Below are 611 nucleotides of genomic sequence, written 5' to 3' on the forward strand. Positions count from 1 at the left end.
GCTCTGGTCCGCGGCCTGCGGGTCGGCCTGGGCAGCATCCTGCTGCGTCTGCTCCTCCTGCACGCTCGGTGAGGGGGTGGCAGCAGGGCTCGCCGCGGCGCCGGCTGCGCTGACGCAGGAGGACGAGGCCACCGTGCCGTCCCACCACAAGGACACCGAGGCTGAGTCCCCAGCGTCCACGAGCAGCTTGTGGTTGGCCGGGTTGGAGGTACACATGGCCGAGTTCAGCAGCGTCGCGCTCCCAGAGCTCACCACCAGGCCCAGGTTCGCCCCGCCTACGTCAAGCAGGCAGGCCTGCCCCCCGTTGTTGCGCAGCGTCAGCGCCGCAGTGACCCCCGCGCCGACCGGGGTCTGCGAGGGAGCCGTCACCGAGACGTCGATGTCCTGCGGATTGCAGGCCGCCGGCACCGGATAGCTCGTAGGCGTGGCGATAGCCGCACGCTCAGCATCCTGCTGGCGGATGGTCTCGCGCACCCAGATGGCTGTGAAGACCAGGCCCAGGCAGAAGGCCGCGATGAGGGCGATCGCCACGCCGAAGACCAGGGCGCGCCTGAGCCCGTAGCGTGGCTGGGGTGCGCGCTGCGCACCTGCACGAGAGCCCGACGGCGGAC

Annotated in this window: 1 pseudogene; it reads right to left on the reverse strand. The window is 71.4% G+C overall.

Annotation, left to right across the window (positions count from 1 at the left end):
* Positions 1–611, reverse strand: a pseudogene (locus tag HMPREF0058_RS12915) (hypothetical protein); the annotation flags it as partial.

This window comes from Actinomyces urogenitalis DSM 15434, from assembly GCF_000159035.1.
In the GTDB taxonomy this organism is placed as follows: Bacteria; Actinomycetota; Actinomycetes; order Actinomycetales; family Actinomycetaceae; genus Actinomyces; species Actinomyces urogenitalis.